Genomic DNA, 21,940 nt, shown 5'->3' on the forward strand with positions numbered 1-21,940 from the left:
TCGAGCCGGTGGGGGCGCCTGTAGCCCGTACGACCACAGGGCCGCCGCCTGCCGGGCCGCCCCATTCGTAGAGCCTGCCGAACCCGTAGAGCCCGCCCAGTAAGAGCCCGCCCCACCAGTAGAGCCCGTACAGCCCGTCAGCCCCTAGAAGAGTTCCCGCTTCCCCGCGACCCCGGAAGGCCACGACCATGGCACCACCCGAAGCCGCCGCGGCCCAGTCCGCGCCGCCCGGTCCGCCGAGCCCGCCACCGGCGGCCGGGGCCGTACTGGAGGCCGTCCGCGTCAGCAAACGCTTCCCCGGCGTGGTGGCGCTCGACGACGTCTCCTTCACCCTGCGCGAGGGCGAGATCCACGCGCTGGTCGGGGAGAACGGCGCGGGCAAGTCGACGCTGATCAAGCTGCTCACCGGGGTCTACCGGCCCGACGACGGCGAACTGCGGCTGGCGGGCGAGCCGATCGCCTTCCACCACCCGCACGAGGCGCAGCGGGCCGGGATCTCGACCATCTACCAGGAGGTGAACCTGGTCCCGCTGATGAGCGTGGCCCGCAACATCTTCCTGGGCCGGGAGCCGAAGAACCGCTTCGGCCTGATCGACTTCCCCCGGATGCACCGCGAGACCGCGGAACTCCTCGGCGGCTTCGGCATCACCGCCGACCCGCGCCGCCCGCTGCACACCCTGGGCATCGGCACCCAGCAGATGGTCGCGCTCGCCCGCGCCGTCTCCGTGCGGGCCCGGGTGGTCGTCATGGACGAGCCCACCTCGTCGCTCGAACCGCGCGAGGTCGAGACGCTGTTCCGGGTGATCCGTGAGCTGCACGAGCGCGGCATCTCGATCCTGTACGTCAGCCACCGGATGGACGAGCTGTACCGGATCTGCGACCGCGTCACCGTCCTGCGCGACGGCCGCCTCGTGCACAGCGGCGACCTGGCCGACACCGACCGGGTGCGGCTGGTCTCGCTGATGCTCGGCCGGGAGATCGCCGAGGTCCGCAGGCACGGTGCCACCAGCTTCGGCGAGGGACACACCGCCGAGCGCCAACCGGTGCTCACGGCGCGGGGACTGACCCGCCGTCACCTGCTGCACGACATCGGCCTCGACCTGCGGCCCGGCGAAGTGCTGGGCCTCGGCGGCCTGTTGGGCTCGGGGCGCAGCGAGACCGCCAAGGCGCTGTCCGGGGCGCTGTCACTGGACAGCGGCGAGGTCACCGTCGGCGGGCACACCGTGCGCCGCCTCACCCCGTCCGCCGCGATCAGGGCCGGGATCAGCCTGCTGCCCGAGGACCGCAAGGCCGAGGGCATCGTGCCCGGCCTCTCGGTCCGGGAGAACATCGTGCTGGCCGCGATGCCCCGGCTGTCCCGCGCCGGGATCGTGTCCCGGCAGCGGCAGGACCGGATCGTCGACATCTTCATGAAACGGCTGCGGATCAAGGCCGCGGGCCCCGAGCAGAAGGTCGGCGAGCTGTCCGGCGGCAACCAGCAGAAGGTGCTGCTGGCCCGCTGGCTCTGCCTGGAGCCGAAGGTCCTGCTGCTGGACGAGCCCACCCGCGGCATCGACGTCGGCGCCAAGGCCGAGGTGCAGTCGCTGATCGACGACCTCGCGGGAGAGGGCCTGGCCGTCCTGCTGATCTCCTCCGACATCGAGGAGCTGGTCGAGGGCGCCGACCGCATCGTGGTGCTGCGCGCCGGAGCGGTGGCCGGTGAGCTGACCGGCGACGACGTCGAGGAGAGCGCGTTGCTCGCCGTACTGGCGGAGACCGGGGACGACGACAGCGCCGCCGCGCCGGACACCGACCCGGAACCCGCGGACGCGGACCCGGAGCCCGTACCCGCCGACGCAGAGCCCGCACCCGCTCCCGCGGCGGACTCCGGCTCCGCCACCGCGAAGGAGGACCCGCGATGACCTCGGCCCCGTACTCACTCCCGCGCGGCCTGGACCGGTCGCGGATCGCGGACTGGCTCCAGCGGTACGGCGTGTACGCCGCGGTCGCCGCGCTGCTGGTCTTCAACGGCGTCTTCACCGACCACTTCATGACGACGGACAATCTGCGCACGCAGCTCGTCCAGGTCTCCCCCGTCGTCATCGTGGCGCTGGGCATGGCGCTGGTAATCGGCACCGAGGGCGTCGACCTGTCGGTGGGCTCCACGATGGCGCTGGCCAGTTCCGTGCTGCCGCTCTACCTCGGATACGGCCTGCTGCCCGCGCTGTCGGTGGCGCTGCTCGCCGGTGTGCTCGTCGGCCTGATCAACGGCTCGCTGGTGTCGCTGGTCGGGCTGCAACCCATCGTGGCCACCCTGGCGCTCTTCGTCGGCGGCCGGGGCCTGGCCCTGGTCATCGCCGACGGGAAGCTCAAGCAGATCGAGAACCAGAATCTGCTGGACCTCGGCACGAACAGCGTGCTCGGCGTCCCGATCGTCGTCCTGATCGCGGGCGTGCTCGCGCTGTTGGTCGCCTTCCTGGTGCAACGCACCACCTTCGGACGCCAGTTGGTGGCCATCGGCGGCAACCGCGCCGCGGCCGGGCTCGCCGGACTCCCCGTCAAGCGGGTGCTGATCGGCGTGTACGTGCTGTGCGGGGTGCTGGCCTCGCTCGCGGGTGTGCTCGCCACCGCGCGGCTGACCGCCAGCGACCCGTCCTCGCTGGGCAATCTGATGGAGCTGTCGGCCATCACCGCGGTCGTGGTCGGCGGCACCCCGCTGACCGGCGGCTCGGTACGCGTCCTCGGCACGGTGTTCGGCGCGCTGCTGATGCAGCTCCTGCACGCCACGCTCGTCACCCACAATCTGCACGACTCCACCGCCCAGATGGTCCAGGCGGGCATCATCCTCGTCGCCGTCTACGTCGCCCGGGAGCGTCGATCCCGATGAAAGCCCTCGTGAAAACAGCCGCCCCCGCTCCCGCGCTCGCCGTGGCCGGTGACGCGCCGCTGCCGGTGAGCGCGGAGTCCCGCCCCTCCGGGCGGCAGCGCGCCGCCGAACTCCTCCAGCGCCAGGGCGTCCTGGCCGTCCTCGTCCTGCTCTGCCTGATCTCGTCCTTCGTCTTCGACTCCTTCGCCACCCTCGACAACACGCGCGGCATCACCATCCAGGCGTCGTTCCTGTCGATCGTCGCGCTCGGCATGACGATGGTGATCGTCACCGGCGGCATCGACCTGTCGGTCGGCTCGGTCTTCGCGCTCGGCGGTGTACTGGCCGCGTGGGCCTCGCAGTACGGATTCCTGCCCGCGCTGCTGGTGCCGCTCGTGGTGTGCGGCGCGATCGGCACCTTCAACGGACTGCTGGTCGCGCGGGCCGGGATGGCCCCGTTCATCGTGACGCTGGCCTCGCTGCTCGGCGCGCGCGGGCTGCTGCTCGCGCTCACCCACGAGGGCGCCACCACCTATCTCGTGCCGCGCGGCTCGGCCTTCCAGGAGCTGGGCGGCGGCGCGGTGTGGGGCTTCGGCTACCCGGTGCTGATCGCGCTGGCCCTGTTCGGGGTCGGCGGTCTCGTGCTCCAGCGCACCTCGTTCGGCCAGGCGCTGTTCGCCGTCGGCGGCAGCGGTGACGCGGCGCTGCTGATGGGGCTGCCGGTGGCCCGTACGAAGGTGCTGGTCTATACGCTCAGCGGGCTGCTCGCGGGGCTGGCGGGCGCGTTGAACGCGGCCCGGCTGTCCTCGGGTGTGACCATCATCGGTGTCGGCATGGAGCTGGACGCGATCTCCGCGGTGGTGATCGGCGGAACGCTGCTGGTCGGTGGCGCGGGTTCGGTGTCGGGCACGCTGTGGGGCGTGCTGCTGCTCGGTGTGATCCAGAATCTGATCAATCAGATCGGTTCGCTCAACTCCTCCTACCAGTCGGTGGTCAGCGGCGGCTTCCTGATCGTGGTCGTCGTCGCCCAGCGCTATCTGTCGGCCGCCCGCCGGGGCACCTGACCGGGCCGGGAGGGGCCGTCCGCGATCCGCGGGACCGGCTCCAGCACACTGAGGCCGGAACCGCCGCGCCTCGCACGAGGTCGGCCGAGGGAAGGAACTCCGTGGGCGCCAGCCTGAAGGATGTCGCGCGACTGGCGGGCGTGTCCGTCAAGACCGTGTCGAATGTGGTGAACAACTATCCGCATGTCACGCCGGGGATGCGGGAGCGCGTGCAGCGGGCCATCGACGAGCTGGGCTACCGGCCGAATCTGACGGCCCGCCATCTCCGGAAGGGCCGCACCGGCATCATCGCGCTGGCCGTCCCCGAACTCGGCAACCCGTACTTCGCGGAGCTGGCCGGGGCCGTCATCGACGCCGCCGCCCGGCACGACTACACGGTGCTGCTCGACCACACCGCGGGCCAGCGCGAGAAGGAGGTGCTGGTCTCGCAGGGCTTCCGGGCCCATGTCATCGACGGCCTGATCCTCAGCCCGATCGAGCTGGAGGCCGCGGACCTGCTGGGCCGCATGGACGACGCGCCGCTGGTGCTGCTCGGCGAGCGGGAGTACGACGCCCCGTACGACCAGATCGCCATCGACAACGTGGCGGCGGCCCGTACCGCCGTACGGCACCTGACCGGCCTCGGGCACCGGCGGATCGCGTTCCTCGGCGCCCGCAGGGAGAGCGCCAGGCAACCGGCGCACCTGCGACTGCGCGGCTGGCGCGAGGAGTTGGCGGCGGCCGGGCTGCCGGACGACGACTCGCTGGTGGCCGCCACCGACGGCTACGGCCGCTGGGACGGCGCCGCCGCGATGAACGCGCTGCTCGACCGCGGCACCCGCCCCGACGCCGTGTTCGCGTACAACGACCTGATGGCGCTCGGCGCGATGCGGGCCCTGGTCGAGCGCGGGCTGCGGGTGCCGCAGGACGTGTCGGTGGTCGGCTTCGACGACGTCGAGGAGGGCCGCTTCTCGACGATCGCGCTCACCACTGTGTCCCCGGACAAACAGGCCATCGCACGGCTCGCCGTGGAGCGGGTCGTGGCGCGGCTGACCGGTACGCCGCAGATCAGGCCGGAGCGGATCACGCCCGGATACACGCTGGTCACCAGGGAGTCGACCGCGCCCAGAGCGGGGTGAGCGCGCCGCGTAGCGTTGTCCCCGGGGGGTCGGCCACCGGTGCCCGACCGTGGTCGCCCGTGGTCGCGCCCCCGGCCGGTTTCCCCGCCCGGTCTCCCCGTCGTCTTCTCGCCGCCTTGCCGCCGCCTTCCCGTCGTCGGACGCCCGCCGCGTCCGGCATCCGTCGCCCCGACCCCCTTTACGAGGACTGCCGATGCCCCGTCCCACCCCGCTCAGCGAACCCTTCGGCACCACTCCCGACGGGTGGCGAGTGGAACGCTGGCGGCTCAGCTCGGCCGCCGGGGTGAGCGCCGAGATCCTCACCTACGGCGGCGTCCTGCACGCGCTGCACGTGCCCGACCCGACGGGCCGCCCCGCCAACGTGGTGCTGTCCCTGCCCGACCTGGCGGCGTACGCCTCCGACACCCCGTACTTCGGCGCGCTCGTCGGCCGTTACGCCAACCGGATCAGCGAGGCCCGCTTCACGCTCAACGGCCGCCACTACCGGCTCCCGGACAACGACGGCGGCCACAATCTGCACGGCGGCCCCGAGGGCTTCGACAGCCGCGTCTGGCGGGCGGAGCCGCTGCCCGGCGCGCTGCGGCTGACGCTGCACAGCCCGGACGGCGACATGGGCTTCCCCGGCGCGATGGACGTCACGGTGACGTACGTGCTCGACGACGACGGGACGCTGTCGCTGGACTTCGAGGCGCGCAGCGACCGGCCGACGGTGGTCAACCTGACCAACCACGCGTACTTCAACCTGGGCGGGTCGGAGGCGAGGGACGGCGCCGAAGCCGCGTCGCGGATCGCGGGAGGCGACGTGCTGCGCCACACCCTGTACGTCGACGCCGACCGCTTCCTGCCCGCCACGCCCGAGTCCATCCCCTGGGGGCCGGAACAGGCCGTGGAGGGGACGCCGTTCGACCTCAACGAGCCGCGCCCCCTCGGCGACGGCGTGCGGGACGCCGACCCGCAGATCAAGACGGCCGGAGGGTACGACCACTGCTTCGTGCTGCGCGGCAACTCCGGCGGTACGGGCGAGGCCGTGGGCGAGCCGCGGGTCGCCGCCGTCCTCTCCGACCCCGACAGCGGCCGGGTGATGGAGGTGCGCACCACGCAACCGGCCATCCAGGTCTACACGGCCAACAAGCTCGACGGTTCGCTGACCGGCCCCGACGGGCGGACGTACCACGCGCACGACGCGGTGTGCCTGGAGACCCAGCACCTGCCGGACTCGCCGAACCACCCCGAGTACCCCTCGACCGAGCTGCGTCCCGACGAGGTCTTCCGCAGCCGCACCGAATTCCGCTTCCCGCACCTGGCGGGCGGCCGGTGACGAGCGCGCCGACCGCACCCCTGCTCGTCGTGGACGGCGCCAACGTCGTCGGCTCGGTGCCCGACGGCTGGTGGCGCGACCGGCGCGGCGCCGCCGAGCGGCTGCGCGACGCCCTCGTGCCGCTCGCCGCGTCGGGCCTCGCCGAGGACAGCGGCGCCCCGCCGTGGGCCCGCGGCCGGCTGGACATCGTCCTGATCGTCGAGGGCGCGGCGCGCGGCGTCGAGCCGGTACCCGGCGTACGCGTGGAGTCCGCCCCCGGCAGCGGCGACGACCTCATCACCGAGGTCGCCGCCCGCTCCCGCACCGCGGACCCCGACCGCCCGTGCCTCGTCGTCACCGCCGACCGTGGCCTGCGAGCGCGCGTCACGGAGGTCGGCGCGGCCGTCGTGGGGCCGCGGGCGGTCCGGCCACGCTGACGCCGGTGCCCCCGGGGGCGGGGCTCCGGTGACGCCGCGCTCGCCGGAAGGCCGTGTCCGATTTCCGCCAGCTCGGGGCGCCGGAGCCCTCGCATACTGGGACGCGTGACAGTCGAGGACAGCAGATACGAGGCGGTGAGCAGCCGGGACGCGCGCTTCGACGGAGTCTTCTTCTTCGCCGTGGCCACGACCGGGATCTACTGCCGTCCGAGCTGCCCCGCGATCACCCCGAAGCGCGAGAACGTGTCCTTCCACGCGACCGCCGCCGCGGCCCAGGGCGCGGGCTTCCGGGCCTGCCGCCGGTGCAGGCCGGACGCGGTGCCGGGTTCCGCCGACTGGAACGCGCGGGCCGACATGGTGGGCCGCGCGATGCGGCTCATCGGGGACGGCGTCGTCGACCGCGAGGGCGTCGCGGGCCTCGCCACCCGGCTCGGCTACAGCGCCCGGCAGGTGCAGCGGCAGCTCAACGCCGAGCTGGGCGCCGGGCCGATCGCCCTGGCCAGGGCGCAGCGCGGCCACACCGCGCGGGTGCTCCTCCAGACCACCTCGCTCCAGGCCGCCGAGATCGCCTTCGCGTCGGGCTTCGCGAGCGTGCGGCAGTTCAACGAGACGATCCGGGAGATCTACGCCGCCACCCCGACCGAGCTGCGCACGGACGCGCGCTCCGGGCCGGTGGGCGGGGCTGCCGGGGTGCCCCTCCGGCTGGCCTTCCGGGGCCCCTACGCCTCCGCGCGGGTCTTCGACTTCCTCGCCGCACGCGCCGTGCCCGGCGTCGAGGAGATCGTCGGCGCCCCCGGCAGCCGTACGTACCGCCGTACCCTGCGGCTCCCCCACGGCACGGGCATCGCCGAGGTCGCCGAGCCGCCCGGCACAGGCAATTGGCTGGACTGCCGACTCCACCTGGGCGATCTCCGCGACCTCACCACGGCCACCCAGCGCGTCCGCCGGCTCTTCGACCTCGACGCCGATCCGTACGCGGTCGCCGAACGTCTCGGCTCCGACCCGCACTTGGCCCCGCTGGTCGCCGCCCTTCCCGGCCTCCGCTCCCCCGGCTCCCCCGACCCGGCGGAACACGCCGTCCGCGCCGCCCTCGGCGAAGGCACCGCGCCGTTCTCCCCGGCGCCCCTGGCCGCCTTGGTCGCCCGATACGGCACCCCGCTGAGCGCCCCCGACGGCGCCCTCACGCACCTCTTCCCGCGGGCCGAGGATCTGACCGAGGCCGACCTGGGCAGTCCGGCCGGCCGCTCCCCCGTCAGAGACCTCTGCCGCGCCCTCGCCGACGGTACGGTCGCCCTCGACCCGGGCGCCGACCGCGACGCCGCCGAACGGTCCCTCCTGACCGTCCCCGGCATCACCCCCCTGACCGCGGCCCACATCCGCATGCGCGCCCTCGGCGACCCGGACGTCTTCCCCTCGACGGAGCCGGTGCCGCCCGGGACGGAGAGGTGGCGCCCGTGGCGGTCGTATGCGGCTCATTACTGGTGGGGGGTGGGAGGGGGAGGTCAGGGGTGAGGGGGCGCCTTGCGCGGGCGCACCGTCCCTCCCCTCTTTTGCCGCCCCTCCGCCTCCCCACGCCGCCGTACCGCAGGGGCGCAGGCTCTTGGGCGCAGCGGTGCCCGGCTGGCTGGGTCAGGGGTGGGGCTTGTTCTTGAGGTTGTCCCGGCGGAGCCGTTCTTCCTCGAAGAGGCGCATGAACTTCCGCATGTGCTCGTCCGGTTCGGGGTCGGCCTCCTCGTCCTCGTCGGTGAGGAGGCCCTGTTCGCGCAGTTGCTGGTCCTGGACCATGACGGGCGGGGTGGGGTCGGGGTCGGAGGGGCGGGGGCCCTCGGGGCCGTCGGGGCCGATGCGGATGAGGCGTTCGACGCGGATCACGCGGAAGTGGCGTCCTGCGACGTCGAGTTCGTCGCAGCGGTGTTCGTCGAGGTGGTCGGCGGCGCGGGAGTAGATCTCGCGTTGCTCGGGGCTGAGGTCCTTCTGCCAGGGGAGCATGACGCGCAGTTGCATGGCGAGGCCGTCGCGGGCCGCCTGCGGGGTGGTGGCGGTGCCGCTGGAGTCGGGGCGCCAACTGCCGCCGTCGCGTTCCGCGGTCATGAAGGTGGCGGGGAGCAGGACACCGCCGGGGTGGGTGTCGGCGGCGTGCCGTGAGTCGTCGCGGACGTCGGCGGGGACGGTGCCGCTTTTGCGGAGGGCGGCGAGGAGTTCCACCTTGAGGATGCCCTCGGACATGCCGGTCGCGTTGACCGGGTCGATGACCAGGCCCGCGGCGGGGTCGAAGCCGCCGGACTCGCCGGGGCCGCTCGGGTCGGGGTCGGTGTCGCGCGGGGGTTCGGGACCGTCGGGCCCCATGCGGATGAAGCGTTCGGCGCGCACCACGCGGTAGCGGCTGCCGCGTACCGTCACCTCGTCGAGGGCTTCCCAGTCCATGCGCTCGCCCGCGGCGAGGAGTTCGGCCCGGGCCTCGGCGTCACCGGCCTCGTCGGCCGCGTGGGCGAGGCGGCGGAAGTGGGAGCCGAGGCTGTCGCGCGCGTCCTGCGGGGCGAGTCCGCTGAAGTACGGGTGCAACTCCCAGCCGCCGGACTCCAGTTCGCACGCGATGCCGAAGACCGGGCCGCCCGCGAACAGCATCGAGGGGTAGGTCTTTCTCGCCTTCCACGCCTCGATGTCGGCGAGCGCCGCGACCGGGGACTCGGGCGTGGTGACCCGGATCGACTGGTAGGCAGGAACATCGTCGCCGTGCGCATCCATGGGACCAGCATGCCCACACCGCGGGGGCGTACGCGACCCATACGCCAAAGCCGTCATGGGTCCGTGAGTTGACGTGACGCGCGTCCACCGGCAGGTATGGGGGCAACAGTGGTTCAGACCGCGGGCTCCGCGAGCACGTGTCCGATGCCCTCGGGCGAGAGCAGATGCTGCACCGCCAGCCGCCGCGCGCCCTCGATGCCCGCCCTGCGGCCGAGCATCGTGGTCTCGATGGCGACGGTTCTGGTGGCCAGTGGGAGGGCCCTGCGGTAGACGGCGCCGCGGATGTCGGCGAGCAGGTCGTCGTGGAGGCTGGCGATGCTGCCGCCGAGCACGATGGTGTCGGGGTTGTAGAAGCTGACCAGCGAGGCCAGGACGTCGCCGAGCCGTTGGGCGGCCAGCCGTACCTGGCGGCGGGCCACCGGGTCGCCCGCGGCCACGAGGCGGACCACGTCGGCGGCGTGCTCGGCGGGCAACCCTGCCTCCCGCAGCTTCGCCGCGATGGCCGCTCCCGAGGCGACGGCCTCGACGCAGCCGGTGTTGCCGCAGTGGCACAGCACGTCGTCGTGGCCCGGCACGCGGATGTGGCCGATGTCGCCCGCGGCGCCGCTGGCCCCGCGGTGCACGACGCCGCCGGAGACGATGCCGCAGCCGATGCCCGTACCGACCTTGACGTACAGCAGATGGGCGGTGGCCGGACGGTGGCCGTACTCGCCCAGGGCCATCATGTTGACGTCGTTGTCGACGAGGACGGGCGCGTGGTAGCGCCCGGCGAAGAAGCCCGGGACCCGGTAGCCGTCCCAGCCGCGCATGATCGGCGGCCGGATCACCGTACCGGTGCGGGCCTCGACCGGGCCCGGCACGCCGATGCTGATCGCGCGTACGTGGTCGGCGGGGTGTCCCGCGTCGGCCAGCAGGCGGCCGATCTGCTCGTGCACCCCGGTCAGTACGGCCTCGGGTCCCGCGTTGATGTCGAGGGCTTCGGTCGCTTCGGCGAGGACCCGGCCGCCGAGTTCGGCGACGGCGACCGTGCGGTGGGTGGCGCCGAGGTCGACGGCGCAGACCACGGCGTTCCGCGAGGCGAGTTGGAGGGTGAGCGGCGGGCGCCCGCGCTCGGTGGCCATGGTGCCGGTCTCGACCAGCAGTCCCTTGGCGATCAGCAGGTCCACCCGCTGGGCGACCGCGGCCCTGGACAGCCCGGTGGCGGTGGCGAGTTGGCTGCGCCGGGTGGCGCCGCCCGCCACCAGTCCCGCCAGTTCGCTGAGCGCGGTCAACTGCCGGTCGCTTGCGGCTGTCACCGGTTCCTGCCCTCCCCTGCGCCGTACGTCCGTCGTCCCGGTCCGCGTCCTGTGCGGCCCGGCCCTCGATTTATGACAGAAGATAGCGGAAATATTGCCATTGTCAACCGAAACAGCGGTGGCTAGCGTTTCAAGCAAGCGGAAAGGGAGGGCACTTGTGGGCGGGACTAGCTCGGTTACAGCGGGTTCTTCGCTGCGCACGTCATCGCGTCCGGCACTGCGTACGGCCATCGCCGGTGTGGGGATGATCGGCCAGGTGCACCTGGACGCGGTGCGCAGGAGCGGTGCCCCGGTGGTCGGGGTCAGCGCGTCGACGCCCGCGCGGGCCAAGGAGGCCGCGGCGGCGCTCGGGGTCGAGCGGGCCTTCGACTCCTCGGAGGCGCTGGTCACCAGTGACGACATCGACGTGGTGCACATCTGTACGCCCAACGACGCGCACGCCGGGCTCGCCGAACTGGCGCTGCGGGCGGGCAAGCACGTGGTGTGCGAGAAGCCGCTGACCACGTCGTCGGCCACCGCGGACGCGCTCGCGGCGCTCGCCGCGGACAGCGGTCTGGTGGCGGCGGTGCCGTTCGTGTACCGCTACCACCCGATGGCGGCCGAGGCGCGGTCCCGCGTGCTGGACGGCCGGGCGGGCGAGGTCAGGCTGGTGCACGGCCACTACCTCCAGGACTGGCTCTCGGAGCCTGGCGACACCAACTGGCGGGTCGACGCGGCCGCGGGCGGGCCCTCCCGCGCCTTCGCCGACATCGGCTCGCACTGGTGCGACCTGGTGGAGTGGGTGACCGGGCACCGGATCGCGGAGCTGACCGCGGTCAGCCAGACCGTGGACCGTACGGGTCCCGCCGGCGACGGCGGCGCGCGGGTCAGGCCGGACACCGAGGACGTGGTGCAGCTCCTGTTCCGCACCGACCGCGGCGCCACCGGTTCCGTGACCGTCTCGCAGATCTCACCCGGCCGGAAGAACCGGCTGTGGTTCGAGGTGGACGGGACGCGGACCTCGCTCGCCTTCGACCAGGAGAACCCCGAGTCGCTGTTCGTCGGCAGCCGCGGTGAGAACGCTGCGGTGCTGCGCGACCCGGCCACGCTCTCGCCCGCCGCGGCCCGGCTCTCGGTGGTCCCCGGCGGCCACCCGATGGGATATCTCGACTGTTTCGCCGCCTTCGTCCGCGATGTGCACGCAGCGATCCGCGCCCCGGGCGCGGCGGGCGGGTCCTCGGCCGACGGCACCGGGGGCACGTTCCCCACCTTCGACGACGCCGCCCGCATGGTGCGCCTGACCGAGGCCGTACTGAAATCGGCGGCGGACCGGACCTGGAAAGAGGTCTCCTGAGATGAAGCTGGGCTTCCTGACCGCCTGCCTTCCGCAGCTCCCGCTGGACGAGATCGCCGCGTGGGCGGCCTCGCACGACTACCAGTCGCTGGAGGTGGCCACCTGGCCGTCCACCGGCTCACGGGAGTTCGAGGCCAGCCACATCGACGTGACCGGCTTCGGCAAGCAGCGGGCCGACGAGGTGCGCGGCCTGTTCGACCGGCACGGCCTGACGCTGTCCGCGCTGGCGTACTACGAGAACAACCTGCACCCGGACGAGACCCGCAGGGCGGAGATCGCCGCCCACGTACGCGCCAATGTGGACGCCGCCCAACTGCTGGGCGTGGACTACGTCGGCACGTTCGTCGGCCGCCACCCCGGTCTGACGGTGAAGGAGAACATCGCGCTGGCCGAGCGGGAGCTGCCGCCGCTGGTGGAGTACGCGGGCGAGCGCGGTGTGAAGATCATCATCGAGAACTGTGTGATGGAGGGCTGGCACCCGGACGGCTATCCGGGCAACCTCGCCTACTCCCCCGAGCTGTGGGAGTGGATGTTCGGCCTCGGCCTCTATCTCAACTACGACCCCTCGCACCTGCTGTGGCTGGGCATCGACCCGGTCGAGGCGCTGAAGCCGTACATCGACCGCATTCCGCACGCGCAGGCCAAGGACGCGCAGCTCGACCCGCGGGCCAGGGACCGTTACGGCTTCTTCGGCCGGTCGGTGGCACGGACCGACGGCTGGGACAGCGGTTGGTGGCGCTACCGGGTGCCGGGGCTCGGCGACGTCGACTGGCGCCGGATCGTCGACACCCTCTACGAGGGCGGCTTCACGGGCACGCTCTCCGTCGAGCACGAGGACCCCGTCTGGAGCGGCGACGTCCAGCGGATCACCCAGGGTCTGGAGATCGCCCACCGCACGCTGCGGCCGTTGATCGTCGGCTGATCCGACCGCGCGTCACCGCCGGCCGCCGCTCCCCCGCACCACCCGCACGCGCAGTACCCGCCGTACCCGCACCCGCCGTACTTCCAGGAGGCATCGTCACGATGGCCACGCCCTTGAGCATCCAGCTCTACACCCTCCGGGACCAGATCGCCGCCGACCGCGACGGCACGCTGTCCCGCCTCGCCGGGATCGGTTACACCGCCGTCGAGGCGTACGACCCCACGGCCGACCCGACCGGTTTCCGCAAGGTCGCCGACGACCTGGGGCTGAGCGTCAACAGCACGCACGCCTACGCCCTGTTCGACAAGGAGGCGTCGGAGGTCTTCGACGCGATCGCCACGGTCGGCACCGACCTGGTGATCATCCCCGGCGGGATCGCGCACGAGGAGTTCACCACCCCCGACGGTCTCTCGCGCACCGCGGACCTCCTCAACGGCTTCGCCGAGAAGGCCGCAGAGCGCGGTATGCGGATCGGCTACCACAACCACTGGTGGGAGATCGAGCCGCGCTTCGACGGCAGGACCGCGCTGGAGGAGCTGGCGGACCGGTTGGCCCCCGAGGTCTTCCTGGAGGTCGACACGTACTGGGCGGCGGTCGGCGGGGCCGATGTGCCGGCGCTGCTGCGCGCGCTGGGCGACCGGGTGCTGGCGCTGCACGTCAAGGACGGTCCCGGTGTGAAGGACGAGCCGCACACCGCGGTCGGCAAGGGCAGCATCGACGTGCCGTCGATCCTGGCCGCCGCGCCCGACGCGCAGCGGATCGTCGAACTCGACTCCTGCGCGGGCGACATCTTCGAGGCCGTCGCGGAAAGCCTCTCCTACCTCACCGCGCTGGAGCGTTCATGACCACAGGCCCGGTCGGCGTCGCCGTCGTCGGCGCCGGTGTCATCAGCGCGCAGTATCTGGACCATCTCACCGCCTTCCCCGACCTGCGGGTGCTCGCCGTCGCCGACATCGACGTCGAGCGGGCCCGTACGGCGGCCGGGACGTACGGGATTCCGGCCGCGGGCGACCTCGCGTCGGTGCTGGCGATCCCCGAGGTGGAGATCGTCGTCAACCTGACGATCCCGGCCGTGCACGCGGAGGTCGCCACGGCCGCCCTCCAGGCGGGCAAGCACGTCTACGGCGAGAAGCCGCTCGCGCTGGCACCGGCCGACGGGGCGAAGATCCTGGCCGAGGCACGGTCGCGCGGGCTGCGGGTCGGGAGCGCTCCCGACACCTTCCTCGGGGCCGGGCTCCAGTCCGCGCAGCGGGCGCTGGCCGCCGGGGTCATCGGCGAGCCGGTGAGCGCGACCGCCGTCACGCAGGGGCCCGGCCCCGAGTCGTGGCACCCGAACCCGGAGTTCCTCTTCCAGTACGGTGCCGGGCCGCTGTTCGACATCGGTCCGTACTATCTGACGGCGCTGGTCGCACTGTTCGGGCCGGTGGCACGGGTCTCGGCCTCGGCGCGGCAGGCGCGTGCCCAGCGGGTGATCGGTTCCGGGCCGAAGGAGGGCACGTCCTTCGCGGTGGAAGTGCCCACGCACGTGCACGCGTTGCTGGACTTCGCCGGTGGCCCCAGCGGTTCGGCGACCTTCAGCTTCGACTCCTCGGTGCCGCGCCGCCTCATCGAGGTCACCGGCACCGAGGGCACGCTGTCGCTGCCCGACCCGAACACCTTCGAAGGGCCTTTGCAGGTCCGGGCGTTCGGTGACGACGACTGGCGTGACCTGCCCGTCACCGGTACGGTCGCCGGTCGCGGCCTGGGCGTCCTGGACATGGCCCGCGCCATCCGGGGCGGCACCGAGCACCGCGCCTCCGGCGAACTCGCCCAGCACGTACTCGACTTGATGGCCACGGTGACGGACGCCGCGCAAGAGCACACCGTCCGCACCCTCGAAACCAGCGCCCCGGCCGTGTCACCGCTGCCGGACGCGTGGGACCCGGCGGCCTCGACGCTGTCCTGACGCAGCGGTCGACCCCCGTCGGCCCCGGTCGGCCCACCCGTGGGGGGATGGGTCGACCGGGGTTTTTCTGAGCACGGTTCACCGCCAGTTCACCGCTGCGCGGTGGGGTGCGCCGGTAGCCAGCGAGCCGAAGGCGGCTTCCCCCTAGGCCGCGGGCAATTGGTAGTCGGGGAAGTTGCCCGGGAGGCGGTCGAGGGTGGGGCCCTCGGTGACGGCGTGGACGAGGAGTTCGCCGCCGACGAAGGCGCCGCGCCAGGAGGCGCCGAGGCCGCCGAAGAGTTCGTCGCGGTCACCGCGGGAGCGGGGCGCACCGCGGCCGACCTTGAAGGCGCGGACCTGGGAGGCGAGGCGTTCGGTGGTGCGCGGGTCGTCGCAGGACAGGGCGGCCACCAGGGCGCCGTTGCTGGCGTTCATGGCGGAGAGCAACTCGGCCTCGGTGTCGACCAGGACGATCGTGTCGACGGGTCCGAAGGGCTCGGTGTGGTGGAGCGGCGAGGACGGCGGAGGGCCCAGCAGCGTGACCGGGGCGAGGTAGGCGGAGGTGTCCTGGCCGGGGAGGAAGAGGCCGGGGTCGAGGGCGCCGTGGTGCAGCGGCACCGCGCCGCGGTCGACGGCCTCGGCGACCAGATCGGCCAGCTCCTTCGCCTTGGCCGCGTTGATCAGCGGCCCGAAGTCGAGTGCGGGCAGCGGGTCGTCGGGCGCGGCGACGGCCAACGGGTGGCCGGTCCTGACCGACTTGACCGCCGGGAGGTACGCGGCGAGGAAGTCCGCGAAGCGGGAGCGCTGGACGACGAACCGCGGGTAGGCGGTGCAGCGCTGCTTGGCGTAGTCGAAGAGCTTGGGGATCTGCGCGCCGAAGGCGTCCCAGTCGCTGTACTCCCACAGGCCCCAGCAGTTGAGCCCTTCCTGTTCGAGGATGTGCCGCTTGCCGACGTCGGCGACGGCCGTCGCGATCCGGGCGCCGGTGTCCCGGCCGCCGACGAAGGAGACGCAGCCGATCTCCGAGGACTGCACCAGGGCCTCGGAGAGTTCGCCGCCGCTGCCGCTGACCAGCGTGACGGGAATGCCCTCGCGCCTGGCGAGCGCGGCGGCGAGGGTGAGGCAGGCCAGGCCGCCGTCGGTGGGCGTCTTGGCGATGACCGCGTTGCCCGCGAGCGCCTGGACGAGCATGGCGTGCACCAGCACGCTCATCGGGTAGTTCCAGCTCGCGATGTTGGAGACGGGACCGGCAAGTGCGGTGCGGCCCGCCACCATCGGCTCGATGCCGTCCACGTACCAGCGGACGCCGTCGATGGCCCGGTCCACGTCGGCGCGGGCCAGCCGCCAGGGCTTGCCGATCTCCCAGACCAGCAACAGGGCCAGCAGGTCGCGGTGTTCGGTGAGGGCGTCCAGAGTCGCCGAGACGCGCGCCTTGCGGTCGGGCAGCGGTACGTGCCGCCAGCTCCGGTGTTCGTCGAGCGCGGCGCGTACCGCCTGTCGCGCGGTGGCCGCGTCGAGCCGGGGCGGCCCGGCTATCGGGCTGCCGTCGACCGGTGAAGTGGCGGGCAGCGGGCGGCCGTCGGCCTGCCAGCGGCCGTCCCACAGATTCAGCACACGGTCGTCGCGGAATGCCTCGGGCGCGGTCCGCAGGGCGCGCCGCCACGCGTCGCTCCAGGCCGTTCCGGGCTTGAGGATGAGGGTCATTCGGAACTCCGCTCTCGTCGGGGGGCGGAACTCGCGCGGCGCACCACCGCGCGTCTGCCGACGATAGCGACTGGACTCCCGGGGGTTCCGGTGTTCGACCACGGGTGTGTCGGTCGTCACCGTGCCCGGCCACGGCACGGGAGGAGGCGGGTTACGGCGCGGGAGAGCGGGGGTCACCGCACGGGAGAGGGGCCGGCCGACGGGATGCGCCCCCTGTGCCGGCCGGCCCCACTGTGTCCCCCGTGTACCCCTGTGTGACTAGGGGTAGCTGGTCAGGTACGTGACCTGATGGCCGCTGTTCACGGCCGCTCCCGTGGTGTTGATGACATGGCTGATGGTGCCGACACCACCGAGCGAGACGGTCACCATGTCGTGGAACTTCACCCCGGAGGTGTTGGGCACCTGGAAGGAGTTGGCCGACACCACCGAGGAGTTGGCGGAGAAGTAGCAGTAGCTGCCGAGCCCCCACGCCTCATGGCTGGTGACCGAGTCGGCCACCTTGTAGGCGGGGTAGCCCTGCGAGGAACCGTTCATCCAGGAAGCCTGGTTGGGCGGGTCGTAGGGCATCTCGTTCTGGAAGAAGTACGTTCTGCCGCCGTTGCCGTTCCACTGCACCTGGGTCTGCTGGTAGTGCTCGACGAACAGGCCGTACATGGTGACGTTCTGGCCGTTGACGACGAGGCCCGTGGCGGCGGTGTTGGTGTTCCAGCCGACGGTGCCGCCGTTGCCGTGGTCGGCGCGCCACAGCCACATGTGGTCGCCGATGACGTTGTTGCTGTTGACGACCAGCGACTGGGTGGCCTTGCCGACCGCCGCGCCGCCGATCCGGAAGAAGACGTCGGACAGGCTGGTCGGGTCGGCCGCGTGGTTGGCGGACGAGCCGGCCGGACCGATCTGCATCAGCGTCTGCGAGTTGGTGGTGCCCGCGTCGATGAGCAGCCCGGCCAGCTTCACACCGTCCACGTCGGCCGTGGTCAGCGCGGTGACGCCGCCGTCCGGGACGAGCGTGGCCAGACCGAGACCGAGGACGACGGTGTCGGGCCGGGTCACGTTGATCGTCTGGTTGAGGTGGTAGACACCCGGCGTGAACAGCAGGTTCTTGCCCGCCGCGAGCGCCGCGTTGATGTCGGAGGCGGTGTTGCCCGGCTTGACGATGAAGAACTGGTCGATCGGCAGCGACTGTCCCGCCGGCGTCTTCCCGCTCCAGGTGGTGCCGGACGCGTTGGACTGGAGGGCGGGCACGAAGACCTGGTACTTGCCCGCGCTGTCGATGTACAGGAAGGGCTTCTCGCGCACCACGGGCGCGCTGGCGACGGTGGTGTACGTCGGGAAGCTCTGCGCGGGCGCGCCCTTGTCGCCGACGAAGACCATGTTCCAGTTGGAGCCGCTCCAGGACCCCATCTCGGTGTCCTTGGTGAGGAACTGCTGCTGGGAGCCGGACTGGATCTGCCCGTCGATCTTGGAGTCGGAGATGAAGCCGCCGCTCGACCAGCCGCCGTCGTCCAGCGCGAGGTTGCCGCGGACGTGCATCCGCCGGTACGGGGCGGCCTGCGAGACGGCCCACCGGTCGCTGCCGCCGGTCGGGTTGACGGACATGTTCTCGGCGTCACGCCAGAAGTTCTGGGTGGCGTTGCCCTGGAACCAGTCGGCCTCGGCGTGCACCTTGCCGTTGATGGTGACCGAGTCGGGGCTCAGGCCGAGTCCTGCGACCTGGGTGTAGAAGCCGACGTTGACGTCCGCGCTGTAGGTGCCGGGCTTGAAGAGCACCGCGTAGCGCTGGCTGCCGAACTGGTTGGTCTCCTGCTGGCTGAAGATCGAGTTCAGCTTGGACTGGATGGTCGAGGCGGACATCGACGGGTCGAAGACGACCGTGTTCGGGCCGAGGTCGGGGTCGCCGCCGCTGGGCGGGGTGGTCGGCGGCGTGGTGCCGCCGCCGCTGCCGCTGACGTTGAACGACTGCGCGGTGGTGCCGTTGCACGTGTACTGCTGGAGCTGCACACTGTCGGCGGTCGACGCGCCGGGCACGTCGAGGCACTTGCCGCTGTTGCGGTTGACGAAGTGGAAGGCGCCGCTGCTCTCGGCGACGGGCTGCCACTGCTGGTTGCTGCCGCCGCCGTACAGCCAGAGCTGTGTGGTGGCGCTGTCGGCGGTGGAGACGCCGGTGACGTCCCACACCTGGGCGGGCGCGGTGGACACGCCGATCCGGTAGTAGCCGCTGTCGGTGGCGGTGAACTGCCACTGCTGGGCGGCGCTTCCGTTGCAGGCGTACTGCTGCACCGCTGTGCCGTTGGCGGTGGCCGCGGCGCGCGCGTCCACGCACTTGCCGCTGCTGACGCTGGTGACGCTGGCCGGGGCGGCCGGGATGGTGGCGGCGCCCGCGTCCCGTGCGGTGACCAGGGCGATACAGGCCGAGACCGGCAGGACGAGCGCCGCCGCTATGGCGGCTGTTCGTCTGCGGGTGCGGGATGTGCGGGTGGGCGTGCCGGGCACGGTGGGGACCTGAGTCACACGTGTCTCCTCGGTCGCGTTGTGGGGTCGCGATGCGGTGTGGACGCTAGGGGCCGCCCGTCGGCGAGTCAATACACATCAAAAAATAAGTCGTGAACTATCCGGCCGGAAAAGAGGGCCCGGCCGTCCCGGCCGGGCCCTCGGAGTGCGTCTGACGGTGAGTCAGGAACTGATCGTGTCCGTCGTCAGCAGGCCGATCAGCAGGATGCCGACCACGATCCGGTAGATCACGAAGGAGTTGAACGAGTGCTTGGCGACGAACTTCAGCAGCCAGGCGATGGAGACGTAGGCGATCACGAACGACACCACGGTGCCGACGGCGAGCGCGGGCACGCCGACGCCCCCGCTGGTGGCGTCCTTCAACTCGTACAGCCCCGCGCCGGTGAGGGCGGGCAGGCCGAGGAAGAACGACAGGCGGGTGGCGGCCACCCGGTCCAGGTCGCGGATGAGCGCGGTGGAGATGGTGGCGCCCGACCGGGAGAAGCCGGGGAAGAGCAGCGCGAGGATCTGCGAACAGCCGACGATCATCGCGTCCTTGAAGGTGACCTGGTCCTCGCCGCGCTTGAATCGCGCCATCTGCTCGGCGCACCACATGACGACGCTGCCGCCGATCAGCGAGAAGGCGACGACCCACAAGGACGCGAGGGCGCCGTCGATCAGCGGCTTGGCGGCCAGTCCGACGACGACGATCGGGATGGTCGCGTAGATCACCCACCAGGTGAACTTGTAGTCGTGGTTGTCGCGCTCCCTCTTGTTCGCGAGCCCCTTGAACCAGGCGCCGACGAACCGCTTGATGTCGGAGAAGAAGTAGACGAAGACGGCGGCGATGGCGCCGGTCTGGATCACCGCGGTGAAGCCGACGACAGCCTTGTCGTCCACCGGGATGTTCATCAGGCCCTCGGTCATTTTCAGGTGCCCGGTGGAGGAGACCGGAAGGAACTCGGTCACTCCTTCCACGACGCCGAGAATGACGGCTTGGCCGACGCCGATGACGCTCATTGGGTGGTCCCGCCCCTTGTCCGCCGGTGATCACCCCGGCCCGTTACGACTACATGTTCGTAGACAACGGTCAGACTTTAGAGGATCGGCGGCCGGACCCCGAATCCGGGGCCCGGCCGCCGCGGGAGGCGGATCAGCAGGCGCCGAGGTCCTGCCAGACACCCCACTCACCGGTGGTGCCGGGCGTCTCGCCCGTCGTCCACCACTTGGCCTTCCAGGTGTGACCGGCGTACGAGACGGTGTTGCCGCCCACGTAGACCGCGCTGCTGTTCCACGCGGTGGCGGTGCAGCCGGTGGTGGTCCCGGTGACCGTGAGCGTGTACGCGGCGGTGTGGGTCGTGGTGCCCGCCTTGCCGGTGACGGTCAGGGTGTACGTGCCGGGGGCCGCCGAGGCCGTGGTGGCGACCGACAAGGTGGCGTTGCCGCCCGCGGTCACCGAGGTCGGGCTGAGCGTGGCGGTGACACCGGCCGGGGCGCCGGAGACCGTCAGCGCGACGGACTGCGCGGTGCCGGAGGCGACGGCGGTGTGCACGCTGGAGGTGGTGGAACCGCCCGGCGCGACGGAGCCGGAGGCCGGGGTCAGCGACACCGAGAAGTCGTTCGCCGGGGGCGGGGTGGTGGTGCCGCCGCCGGTGAAGGGCTGGAAGGTGTGGCTGAACTGCCAGGTGCTCTGTGCGACGCCGGAGCAGGTGTCGGAGCCGCCCTGGCCGGGGCAGCCGCCGTTGTCGCGCTGGAGCGCCCAGAAGGACAGCGTGTTGATGCCCTTGCTGACCGCCCAGTTGTAGACGGTGGTGGCGTTGGCGGTGGTGAAGGTCTCGGCCGCGCCGAAGTCGTCGATGCCGGGCATCTCCGTGACGCCGACCATGCCCCAGATCTGCGCGTCGGTCTTCGACGGGTAGAGCCCGGCGAGCTGGTCGTGCAGGCCGGTGGCGGCGGTCTGGGTGTCGGTCGCCATGTTGTGCGTGGCGTTGTCGTAGTAGTCGAACGTCATCAGGTTCACGACGTCGACCTTGACGCCGTTGGAGATGGCGTTCTGGATCACCGACAGGCCCGAGCCGTCGCCCGCGGTGCCCGTGGTCAGCCCGTGGGTGGTGGTCGGCAGGGTGTAGGAGAACTGCACCGAGCGGCCGTTGCTCGCCGCCCAGTCCTGGACCATCTTCACGGCCTTGTTGCGGCGGTCGATGCCGCCGGCGTTGGTCAGCGAGTTGTCCTCGATGTCGAGGTCGATCCGGCTGATGTCGTAGGTCGTGATGACCTTCTCGTAGGCCGCGGCGATCGAGCTGACGTTGGTGCAACTGTCGGCGATCTCGGTGCCGCTGTTGTCGGCCGCGTAACCGCCGAAGGACGGGATGACGTCGCCGCCGCCCGCCTGGAGGGTGTCGATGTCGGCGCCGAAGTTCGCCTGGGCGATCGGCAGCGAGCTGTCGCCGTTCCAGTACGGGGTGCAAGAGCCGACGGACGGCGTCTGGATGAACGCCATGGTGAGGAATTTGTTGCCGGAGGCCGACGCCAGGCCGGAGAGGCTGTCGCCGTTGTACGCCTCGAAGTACGGGGCGAACACGTGGGCGGGCAGCGGGGTGGCGGCGTGGGCGGTGCCGCTGCCGGTCAGGGCGAGCCCGGCCGCCGCGGTGGCGGTGACGAGTCCGGTGAGCAACGCGCGGAGGGGTCTGCGAACGGGTCCGGTCATGGACCGCGCTCCCTTCGAGGGGGGATGTGTGGGGGCCGACAGCACAGGGGGCGCTGCTGGTC

17 protein-coding genes are annotated in these 21,940 nt (G+C 72.0%); 11 read left to right on the forward strand and 6 right to left on the reverse strand.

The annotated features are described in order from the left end of the window. Positions 1–188 precede the first annotated feature (188 nt). The 7 genes from ACIO6U_RS25965 to ACIO6U_RS25995 all read left to right on the forward strand — a co-directional run bounded on the left by ACIO6U_RS25965 (position 189) and on the right by ACIO6U_RS25995 (position 8,273). A complete protein-coding gene (locus ACIO6U_RS25965) occupies positions 189–1,901 on the forward strand; it encodes a sugar ABC transporter ATP-binding protein (RefSeq protein WP_401722707.1) in 1,713 nt (570 codons plus the stop codon). Next, positions 1,898–2,866, forward strand: coding sequence for an ABC transporter permease (locus ACIO6U_RS25970; RefSeq protein ID WP_401722710.1), 969 nt, complete (start codon positions 1,898–1,900; stop codon positions 2,864–2,866). Before ACIO6U_RS25965 ends, ACIO6U_RS25970 begins: the two co-directional genes overlap by 4 nt. Continuing rightward, entirely contained in the window at positions 2,863–3,909 is a 1,047-nt protein-coding gene (locus ACIO6U_RS25975; protein ID WP_188285164.1) for an ABC transporter permease, read from the forward strand. The genes ACIO6U_RS25970 and ACIO6U_RS25975 overlap by 4 nt, the downstream gene beginning before the upstream one ends. Positions 3,910–4,010: 101 nt before the next feature. Next, positions 4,011–5,027 carry a LacI family DNA-binding transcriptional regulator gene (locus ACIO6U_RS25980; protein ID WP_355347756.1) on the forward strand — a complete coding sequence of 339 codons (1,017 nt, stop codon included), beginning with the start codon at positions 4,011–4,013 and terminating at the stop codon, positions 5,025–5,027. Positions 5,028–5,220: 193 nt separating this feature from the next. Further along, the gene (locus ACIO6U_RS25985) at positions 5,221–6,345 is read left to right on the forward strand and encodes an aldose epimerase family protein (RefSeq protein ID WP_401722713.1); all 1,125 of its coding nucleotides are present in this window, start codon (positions 5,221–5,223) and stop codon (positions 6,343–6,345) included. Continuing rightward, positions 6,342–6,761: an NTP pyrophosphohydrolase gene (locus tag ACIO6U_RS25990; RefSeq protein ID WP_401722716.1), complete on the forward strand. Its 420-nt coding sequence runs from the start codon at positions 6,342–6,344 to the stop codon at positions 6,759–6,761. The genes ACIO6U_RS25985 and ACIO6U_RS25990 overlap by 4 nt, the downstream gene beginning before the upstream one ends. Positions 6,762–6,866: 105 nt before the next feature. Beyond that, positions 6,867–8,273 carry a DNA-3-methyladenine glycosylase 2 family protein gene (locus ACIO6U_RS25995; protein WP_401722719.1) on the forward strand — a complete coding sequence of 469 codons (1,407 nt, stop codon included), beginning with the start codon at positions 6,867–6,869 and terminating at the stop codon, positions 8,271–8,273. A gap of 117 nt (positions 8,274–8,390) precedes the next feature. Here ACIO6U_RS25995 and ACIO6U_RS26000 read toward each other — a convergent pair whose 3' ends face one another. Together ACIO6U_RS26000 and ACIO6U_RS26005 are read right to left on the reverse strand one after the other, a co-directional pair. Then, the gene (locus ACIO6U_RS26000; RefSeq protein WP_355347768.1) at positions 8,391–9,506 is read right to left on the reverse strand and encodes a DUF5954 family protein; all 1,116 of its coding nucleotides are present in this window, start codon (positions 9,504–9,506) and stop codon (positions 8,391–8,393) included. A gap of 113 nt (positions 9,507–9,619) precedes the next feature. Then, entirely contained in the window at positions 9,620–10,801 is a 1,182-nt protein-coding gene (locus ACIO6U_RS26005) for an ROK family protein (protein WP_317452715.1), read from the reverse strand. 157 nt (positions 10,802–10,958) lie between these two features. Between ACIO6U_RS26005 and ACIO6U_RS26010 the strand changes: the two genes are divergently transcribed. The 4 genes from ACIO6U_RS26010 (at position 10,959) to ACIO6U_RS26025 (ending at position 15,001) form a co-directional block, all read left to right on the forward strand. Beyond that, on the forward strand, positions 10,959–12,134 hold the full coding sequence (locus ACIO6U_RS26010) for a Gfo/Idh/MocA family protein (protein ID WP_401722723.1): 1,176 nt from the start codon (positions 10,959–10,961) through the stop codon (positions 12,132–12,134). A 1-nt stretch (position 12,135) separates the two neighbouring features. Then, complete coding sequence (locus ACIO6U_RS26015; protein WP_355347775.1) at positions 12,136–13,056, forward strand: sugar phosphate isomerase/epimerase; 921 nt, start codon at positions 12,136–12,138, stop codon at positions 13,054–13,056. A 101-nt stretch (positions 13,057–13,157) separates the two neighbouring features. Beyond that, a complete protein-coding gene (locus ACIO6U_RS26020) occupies positions 13,158–13,901 on the forward strand; it encodes a sugar phosphate isomerase/epimerase (RefSeq protein WP_355347778.1) in 744 nt (247 codons plus the stop codon). Then, entirely contained in the window at positions 13,898–15,001 is a 1,104-nt protein-coding gene (locus ACIO6U_RS26025) for a Gfo/Idh/MocA family protein (protein ID WP_401314356.1), read from the forward strand. The genes ACIO6U_RS26020 and ACIO6U_RS26025 overlap by 4 nt, the downstream gene beginning before the upstream one ends. A gap of 144 nt (positions 15,002–15,145) precedes the next feature. Here the strand turns inward: ACIO6U_RS26025 and ACIO6U_RS26030 are convergent, their stop codons facing one another. From ACIO6U_RS26030 to ACIO6U_RS26045, 4 genes are all read right to left on the reverse strand, one after another. Next, a complete protein-coding gene (locus tag ACIO6U_RS26030; protein WP_355347784.1) occupies positions 15,146–16,684 on the reverse strand; it encodes an aldehyde dehydrogenase family protein in 1,539 nt (512 codons plus the stop codon). A gap of 258 nt (positions 16,685–16,942) precedes the next feature. Beyond that, a complete protein-coding gene (locus ACIO6U_RS26035; protein WP_391050685.1) occupies positions 16,943–19,192 on the reverse strand; it encodes an RICIN domain-containing protein in 2,250 nt (749 codons plus the stop codon). 162 nt (positions 19,193–19,354) lie between these two features. Beyond that, entirely contained in the window at positions 19,355–20,191 is an 837-nt protein-coding gene (locus ACIO6U_RS26040; RefSeq protein ID WP_401722728.1) for an undecaprenyl-diphosphate phosphatase, read from the reverse strand. A 133-nt stretch (positions 20,192–20,324) separates the two neighbouring features. Beyond that, entirely contained in the window at positions 20,325–21,878 is a 1,554-nt protein-coding gene (locus tag ACIO6U_RS26045) for a chitinase (RefSeq protein WP_355347790.1), read from the reverse strand. Positions 21,879–21,940: the final 62 nt, after the last annotated feature.

The sequence above is a fragment of the Streptomyces sp. NPDC087422 genome, from assembly GCF_044744145.1.
Lineage (GTDB): Bacteria > Actinomycetota > Actinomycetes > Streptomycetales > Streptomycetaceae > Actinacidiphila.

What these genes read in the sequence shown, in the direction of transcription:
- ACIO6U_RS26015 (WP_355347775.1), top strand. Translation starts at nt 12,136, where the DNA reads ATGAAGCTGGGCTTCCTGACCGCCTGCCTTCCGCAGCTCCCGCTGGAC.
- ACIO6U_RS26020 (WP_355347778.1), top strand. Translation starts at nt 13,158, where the DNA reads ATGGCCACGCCCTTGAGCATCCAGCTCTACACCCTCCGGGACCAGATC.
- ACIO6U_RS26040 (WP_401722728.1), bottom strand. Translation starts at nt 20,191, where the DNA reads ATGAGCGTCATCGGCGTCGGCCAAGCCGTCATTCTCGGCGTCGTGGAA.
- ACIO6U_RS25985 (WP_401722713.1), top strand. Translation starts at nt 5,221, where the DNA reads ATGCCCCGTCCCACCCCGCTCAGCGAACCCTTCGGCACCACTCCCGAC.
- ACIO6U_RS25975 (WP_188285164.1), top strand. Translation starts at nt 2,863, where the DNA reads ATGAAAGCCCTCGTGAAAACAGCCGCCCCCGCTCCCGCGCTCGCCGTG.
- ACIO6U_RS25965 (WP_401722707.1), top strand. Translation starts at nt 189, where the DNA reads ATGGCACCACCCGAAGCCGCCGCGGCCCAGTCCGCGCCGCCCGGTCCG.
- ACIO6U_RS26045 (WP_355347790.1), bottom strand. Translation starts at nt 21,878, where the DNA reads ATGACCGGACCCGTTCGCAGACCCCTCCGCGCGTTGCTCACCGGACTC.
- ACIO6U_RS25970 (WP_401722710.1), top strand. Translation starts at nt 1,898, where the DNA reads ATGACCTCGGCCCCGTACTCACTCCCGCGCGGCCTGGACCGGTCGCGG.
- ACIO6U_RS26030 (WP_355347784.1), bottom strand. Translation starts at nt 16,684, where the DNA reads ATGACCCTCATCCTCAAGCCCGGAACGGCCTGGAGCGACGCGTGGCGG.
- ACIO6U_RS26025 (WP_401314356.1), top strand. Translation starts at nt 13,898, where the DNA reads ATGACCACAGGCCCGGTCGGCGTCGCCGTCGTCGGCGCCGGTGTCATC.
- ACIO6U_RS26000 (WP_355347768.1), bottom strand. Translation starts at nt 9,506, where the DNA reads ATGGATGCGCACGGCGACGATGTTCCTGCCTACCAGTCGATCCGGGTC.